A 6,914-nucleotide genomic window follows, 5' to 3' on the forward strand; every position below is an offset into this window, starting at 1 on the left:
CCTTGGCGGCTTGCAGCACCTTGGCGATGTCGAGATAGCTGGTCGCCGGGGTGTCACCGCCCAGGGCGAACGCCTCATCCGCGGCGCGGACATGCGACGCGTCCCGGTCCGGGTCGGCGTACACGGCCACGCTCGCGATTCCGGCATCCCGGCAGGCCCGGGCAACGCGGACAGCGATTTCGCCACGGTTGGCGATGAGCACCTTGCGCATGAGTCTTCCGTGAGTTGTCGGGCGGCCGAAGACCGCGAGCTGATACGTAAGTCCCTCACACGTGCTGCCATGAGCCGGCCGGTACATGGAGCAAACGCCGGGCATGGACCCAGCAGGGTCTCCTAGAGGCCCCGGGCGTCCCGTCCGCGCCCCGGCCGGCCGCAGCCGCTGTCTCCGGCTGTCCCACAGCGAGCAGCACAGCGACGACGGCGGCCAGATCCTCGTCGCTTGGCTTGCCGTGCACCACCTTCAGTTCGCTCATCACAGGCTCCTTACGCCGGGGGGTTACCGTGTTTGCGGGACGGGATGTCGGAGTGCTTCGAGCGAAGCATGTCCAGCGCCCCGATCAGTACCTTCCGGGTGTCGCGCGGGTCGATCACATCGTCGACAAGGCCACGCTCGGCCGCGTAGTAGGGGTGCATCAGCTCGGTCTTGTACTCCTTGATCTTCTGCCTGCGCACACTGTCGGGGTCCTCCGCAGAGGCGATCTCACGCCGGAAGATCACGTTGGCGGCGCCCTCGGCACCCATGACCGCTATCTCGTTGGTAGGCCACGCCAGTGAGATGTCCGTGCCGATCGAACGGGAGTCCATGACGATGTACGCGCCTCCGTAGGCCTTGCGCACGATCAGCTGCACCCTCGGCACCGTCGCGTTGCAGTAGGCGTACAGCAGCTTGGCGCCGTGCCGGATGATGCCGTTGTGCTCCTGGTCGACACCCGGCAGGAAGCCGGGCACGTCGACCAACGTGACCAGCGGGATGTTGAAGGCGTCACAGGTCGAGACGAAGCGGGCGGCCTTCTCCGACGCATGGATGTCCAGCACTCCTGCCATCGAGGCCGGCTGGTTGGCGACGATGCCGACCACCTGCCCGTCCAGACGCGCGAGCGCGCAGACGATGTTCGTCGCCCACATCTCGTGGACTTCGAAGAACTCGCCGTCGTCGACGACCTCCTGGATCAGCGCACGCATGTCGTACACCTGATTCGGGTCGGCAGGAACCAGGTCCAGCAAGGCGTCGTTGGGACGATAGGCCGGATCTCCGCAGGGCTCGGCCGGCGGCGTCTCCCGGTTGTTCTGCGGCAGCAGCGACAGCAGGTAGCGGACCTCCTCCAGACAGCTCTCCTCGTCGTCGTAGACGAAGCCGACGACACCTGAGGTGACGCCGTGGACGTCGGCTCCGCCCAACTCGTTCATCGACACCCGTTCGCCGGTCACGGCCTGCACCACATCGGGTCCCGTGATGAACATCTGCGAGGTGTCACGGACCATGAAGACGAAGTCGGTGAGTGCGGGCGAGTACGCGGCACCGCCCGCGCAAGGACCGAGGATCACGCTGATCTGCGGGATCACCCCCGAGTTGCGGGTGTTGCGGCGGAAGATCCCGCCGTAGCCCGCCAGCGCGGTGACGCCCTCCTGAATCCGGGCGCCGGCACCGTCGTTGAGGGAGACCAGCGGCGCCCCGGCGGACTCGGCAAGATCCATCAGTTTATGGATCTTGGCGGCGTGGGCCTCGCCCAGCGCGCCGCCGAAGATGCGGAAGTCGTGGGCGTAGACGAAGACGGTGCGCCCGTGCACCTTCCCCCACCCGGTGATCACGCCGTCGGAGTGCGGGCGGCGCCGGTCCATTCCGAACGCGGTCGACCGGTGCCGCCGCAATGTCTCGACCTCCTGGAAGGTCCCTTCGTCCAGGAGCAGTTCGATGCGCTCGTGCGCCGTCAGTTTGCCCTTGGCGTGCTGCCGCTCTGTCGCTTCCGGGCCGGGCCCCTGACGGGTCCGCGTCTTCAGCTCGATCAGTTCTGTCAGTCGTTCACGGGTCATCACTGCTGCGCTCCTCCACGGCCAGACGTCTTGGGCGGGACCGACGACACCGTCACACGGGGCAACAGGCCTCCCGCATCGGCGAGTTCGGCAGGGGAGGCGCCCGCGGCGGCGACATGGCCGTCAGGGTGCAGCAGCGGGGATCCGGAGCTGCGCCGAGATTCGTGCGCGTGGCTGGGCGGCACGCGCGACGCCTCGGCGAACGCCCGGCCGCTCCGGTTCGCTCCGCCGCCCACCGGCCTCACCGTCAGCGGCGGGAAGCCGGGTGGGCCGTCCGCTGCCGAGGCTCTGCGCCCGGGCGGGGTGACGAGGCTGCGAAGGACTTCCGGCAGTTCCTCCCTCGCCGCCCCGGCAAGCAGGGCGGCCCGGTCGAAGCGTGCGGGAACCAGTACGGGCCCCTCCATCGCGCGGGCCGCGCCAAGGGCACTGTGCCCTTCCTCCGCACCCAGCGGGGCGAGCCCCAGACGGCCGAGCCGGGCCCGGTCGCCGTCACCGGGTTCCCGGATCAGGCTGCCTTCGTGGTCCCACAGTCCCCAGGCGAGCGAGAGAGCAGGCAGGCTTTCGGCCCGCCGCAGATGAGCGAGACCGTCCAGGAAGGCGTTGCCCGCCGCGTAGGCGGCCTGCCCGGCGTTGCCGAGCGTGCCGATGACGGACGAGAACAGGACGAATTCGGAGAGGTTGTGCCATTTCGTCAGCTCGTGCAGGTGCAGCGCGGCGTCCACCTTGGGGCGCAGTACCTGCTCGATCTGTTCCGAGGTGGGCGCGGCCACGCCGCTGTCGTCGAGGACACCGGCAGCGTGCACGACCGCTGTCAGCGGGTGCTCGTCGGGGATCTCACGGAGCAGCGCGGCCAGGGCGTCCCGGTCGGCGACGTCACAGGCCGCGACCGTCACGCGCACGCCCGATGTCCTGAGGTCCTCGACAAGTGCCGCGGCCCCTTCGGCCTCGTCCCCGCTGCGGCTGACCAGGAGCAGGTGGCGAACCCTCTGCGAGGATGCCAGGCGGCGAGCCACCGAGGAGCCGGGCCCGCCGGTGCCGCCGGTGATCAGCACCGTCCCGCCGGACTCCCACAGAGGGGCCGTGCCGGCGGCGGGCGGGGACCGGTGCAGCCGGGGGACCAGTACAGACCCGTTGCGCAGGGCGAGTTCGGCCTCACCCGAAGCGAGCGCAGCGACCAGCAGGCGCAGCGAACCCCGTTCGCGGCCCAGGTCCAGCAGGCCGATCCGACCGGGGTACTCCGCGCGCACGGACCGCAGCAGGCCCCACAGCGCGGCCCCGACCAGGTCGGGGCCGCCGTCTGCCGGCCCCGTGACGGCAGCTGCGCGGGTGACGAACACCAGCCGGGAGCCGGCCAGCCGATCGTCCTCCAGCCAGGCCCGCACCCGGTAGAGCATGTCTTCGGCGGTGGTGCGGACGGCGTCGGCGACCGTGACACCATCCGTCGGCGTGGGGCAGGGCACGAGGATCACCTCGGGCGCGGCGGAACCGGCCGCCGCGACCAGCGCGGTCATGTCCGAGTGGACCACCACTCCGGCATCGGCGCCGGTGACCGCGACGGCAAGGCCGAAGACATCGTCTCCTGCCACGGCCCACCTGCCGGATCGCCCCACCTCCGCAGGAAGCGTCAGATCGGTCCACTCGACCTGGAAGAGCGAGGCCTCGCCCGGGTTCCCGGCCGCGCGGCGTACCTCTTCCTCGGGCAGTGGAGTCAGGCTCACGGTGTCGACAGCGGCGACCGGGAGCACCGCGTCATCGGCGGCGAGCGCGTAGGCACCAGCCGTGCCGGAAGCAGCCGCTGCCGGGGTGATCCGGACCCGTGCCACGTCCGCTCCGGCCGCGTACACGTCGATGCCCTTCCCGACTTCCGGAGCACCGGACAGGGGTGCAGTGGCCATGGTGTGGCCCTTCCTTTCGGCTACCGCGCGGGGCAGGGACATCGCCGCGCGGGAACGGGCTCGGATACCTCGTCGCGGCCAGGGCGGCAGGGCAGGCGCCCGGCCGCCTGTGCGGAGCGTCAGGCGTACTCGTAGAAGCCGCGGCCGGACTTCTTGCCCAGCAGGCCGCCCTCGACCATGCGGAGCAGCAGTGCCGGAGGCGCGTACAGCGGCTCCTTGAACTCCTCGTACATGGCTTCGGCGATCGAGACGGTGGTGTCGAGGCCGATCAGGTCGGCCAGCCGCAGCGGCCCCATCGGGTGCGAACACCCCGCGACCATGCCGTCGTCGATGACCTCGGCCGTCGCGAGACCGGAGCCGACCATGCGGATCGCGGAGAGCAGGTAGGGGAAGAGGAGAGCGTTCACCACGAAGCCCGCACGGTCGGGAGCGCTGATGGGCTTCTTGCCGAGCACGTCCGACACGAACGTCAGGGCGCGCGCGCTGACCCGGTCGTCGGTGAGCACCGAGGGGATGAGCTCGACCAGTGGCAGAACCGGCACGGGGTTGAAGAAGTGCATGCCGAGCACCTGGCCCGGGCGCCCGGTGGCGCGCGCGAGCCGCACGATGGGAATGGAGGACGTGTTGGAGGCGAGAATCGCGTCCGGGGCCTCGACGATCTTGTCCAGGGCGGCGAAGAGCTCCTCCTTGAGTTCTTTGCTCTCCTTGACCGCCTCGACCACGAGCTGCCGGTCGGCCAGGTCGCTGAGATCTCTGGTGAAGGTCACGCGGCCCTGGGCGTCGTCACGCTCCTGCGGGGTGAGCTTCCCCCGGTCGACCCCCCGGTCGAGGGACCGGGCCAGCCGCTGCGGTCCGGCAACCAAGGAGTGGTCGGAAGAGACCGCGACGATGACGTCCAGGCCTGCCTTGGCGCACAGTTCGGCGATGCCCGTACCCATGATGCCGCTACCGACCACCCCCACTCGGTGGATATCCCCGGGTGGGGTGAGAATGTCGATGGACGTGGTCATACGCCGGCCCCCCAGGTCAGCAGTGATGCTCCGATCGCCGTGCCGCCGCCGGATCCGGCGAGCAGCACCAAGTCCCCCGGGGACAGCGCGCCGCTACGGTTCGCCGCGTCGAGAGCGACGGGCACCGAGGCGCTTCCCACGTTTCCGTGCTTCCTCAGCGTGCGACGGGTGTGCGCGGGGTCCACTCCGACGCGTACCGCCAGGCCGGAGGTCACCTCGTGCGGGGCGGCGTAGCGCCGCGCCTGTATCTGTGTCCTTCGCTCGATCCACTCCGCAGTGATGCCGACGCGCTCGGCCACCTCGCCGTTGAGGACTTCACACTTGGGCAGATACGAGCCGGTCGAGAGAATCCCGATAATTCGGCCGGTCATGTCAGACAACTCCTTCGAACACAGCGGACGGATCCCCGGCCGCGTTGCCTTCGGTGTTCCGCAGCGGGCGAGCCGGAAAAGCCGGTTGCGTTCAGCCTGTCCCTGAAGGTTTGCCGCGTGGCTTCCGACGATGCGCTTCAGGGTCATCCCCAGATATCGGTTGTCGTCATGGTGGTCGTATCCGGTGCTGGAGCCGCACGTGACGACCGTCTCGCCCCTGCGCACCACGAAGAGGGAAATCCCGAACATCGCCCGACCCCAAGTCGGCTCGGCGTCCGCCGCCATGCCGATCTCTCTGCGGTTGGTGATCACGCCACAGCCCAGCCGACGCGGTACCTCGGCCCTGTGCTCGGTACTCACCACGCCGTGGGCCGGCCCGCCGAAGTTCGTCTCGCAACCCCATATGAGCTGCCTGCCGCCGAGCACCGCATCGGCGTGCGATGCCGGCTCCTGCTCATCGACCTCGGCGCAACTGACCCCAGAACCTGATGGGGCACAGCGTGGCGGGCCGCGTAACCGCCTGGCCGGCCATAGCGATTCAGGAACTCGAAGGTGGGCACCGCACCGAACGTGGCGGACCACACCGTGTCGTAGATGATCGAGCCGGTCATGACCGCGACGACGGCTTCGTCGGGCGCAATCTCCGTCATCGGCGCCGATCCGACATGAAGTGTCTTGCGGACGCCCTTGTCCACGAGGTCACCAAAGAATCCGGCGTCCGACGCACGCAGATGCGCAGCCAGATATTCGTCGGGCAGCTCATGCCGGTCCAACTCGCCCGGGTCGGCCCCATCGAGCAAGGCATCAGCCACAGAGCCCATGGTTTCCCCTCCTGATCAAAGAGGCAGTCGACGGCGTGCAGCACAGGTGTCCACCAAGAAGCAGTACGCCTGCTGCGTGGCCAGAAAATCCTGAAGCGGTGAATCAACTCGCCTTCACCACACCGGGAGTTATCGAATCAACCCGGGTATGGACCACGGTACGTATCCGTCTCTCTGGCCCCCACCCTTAACTTCCCCCTAGGCGGGACAACTGCCCCCTAGGCGGGACCCTGCCGGTACGGCGCACAACCCCCAGACCGAGCCTGCGGACAAGTAGGGGGCCGGTGGTCCGGAACAAGGGTTGGGGCAGGTGATCGGCTTCCGTACCGTCTACCGGAGCGCGCGGCACTACACACTCCGAGCTGACGCTGACGGAACGGGAGCGGACTCCATGACCACGGTCACACGACTCGATCGGGTGATTATCCGGTTCGCGGGTGACTCCGGTGACGGTATGCAGCTCACCGGTGACCGGTTCACCTCGGAGACGGCCTCGTTCGGCAATGATCTGTCGACGCTGCCGAACTTCCCGGCCGAGATCCGGGCGCCTGCCGGCACGTTGCCCGGGGTCTCGTCGTTCCAGCTGCATTTCGCCGACCACGACATCCTCACGCCCGGTGACGCGCCGAACGTGCTGGTGGCGATGAATCCGGCCGCGCTGAAGGCGAACATCGCGGATGTGCCGCGGGGTGCCGAGATCATCGTCAATACGGACGAGTTCACCAAGCGGGCCATGCAGAAGGTCGGGTATCCGGTCTCCCCGCTGGAGGACGGCTCGCTCGACGG

The 6,914-nt window shown here is 68.9% G+C and carries 8 protein-coding genes; 1 reads left to right on the plus strand and 7 read right to left on the minus strand.

All coding sequences use genetic code 11. The features are described from left to right. From ACWCRB_RS48300 to ACWCRB_RS48330, 7 genes are all read right to left on the minus strand, one after another. A partial coding sequence (locus tag ACWCRB_RS48300; protein ID WP_451002142.1) for a biotin carboxylase N-terminal domain-containing protein occupies nt 1–211 on the minus strand: 211 nt, incomplete at its 3' end. A 55-nt stretch (nt 212–266) separates the two neighbouring features. After that, nucleotides 267–473: an acyl-CoA carboxylase epsilon subunit gene (locus ACWCRB_RS48305; protein ID WP_451002143.1), complete on the minus strand. Its 207-nt coding sequence runs from the start codon at nt 471–473 to the stop codon at nt 267–269. Nucleotides 474–483: 10 nt separating this feature from the next. Next, nucleotides 484–2,031: an acyl-CoA carboxylase subunit beta gene (locus tag ACWCRB_RS48310; protein WP_451002144.1), complete on the minus strand. Its 1,548-nt coding sequence runs from the start codon at nt 2,029–2,031 to the stop codon at nt 484–486. Beyond that, nucleotides 2,031–3,926: a beta-ketoacyl reductase gene (locus ACWCRB_RS48315; protein WP_451002145.1), complete on the minus strand. Its 1,896-nt coding sequence runs from the start codon at nt 3,924–3,926 to the stop codon at nt 2,031–2,033. Before ACWCRB_RS48315 ends, ACWCRB_RS48310 begins: the two co-directional genes overlap by 1 nt. A gap of 119 nt (nt 3,927–4,045) precedes the next feature. Next, nucleotides 4,046–4,936 carry a 3-hydroxybutyryl-CoA dehydrogenase gene (locus ACWCRB_RS48320; protein ID WP_451002146.1) on the minus strand — a complete coding sequence of 297 codons (891 nt, stop codon included), beginning with the start codon at nt 4,934–4,936 and terminating at the stop codon, nt 4,046–4,048. Next, a complete protein-coding gene (locus tag ACWCRB_RS48325) occupies nt 4,933–5,619 on the minus strand; it encodes a 3-oxoacyl-[acyl-carrier-protein] synthase III C-terminal domain-containing protein (protein WP_451002147.1) in 687 nt (228 codons plus the stop codon). The genes ACWCRB_RS48320 and ACWCRB_RS48325 overlap by 4 nt, the downstream gene beginning before the upstream one ends. Before the next feature lie 44 nt (nt 5,620–5,663). Next, nucleotides 5,664–6,128 carry a hypothetical protein gene (locus ACWCRB_RS48330; protein WP_451002148.1) on the minus strand — a complete coding sequence of 155 codons (465 nt, stop codon included), beginning with the start codon at nt 6,126–6,128 and terminating at the stop codon, nt 5,664–5,666. A 391-nt stretch (nt 6,129–6,519) separates the two neighbouring features. Between ACWCRB_RS48330 and ACWCRB_RS48335 the strand changes: the two genes are divergently transcribed. After that, the coding region (locus ACWCRB_RS48335; RefSeq protein WP_451002149.1) for a 2-oxoacid:acceptor oxidoreductase family protein at nt 6,520–6,914 on the plus strand (395 nt) is incomplete at its 3' end.

Source organism: Streptomyces sp. NPDC002156, from assembly GCF_053593675.1.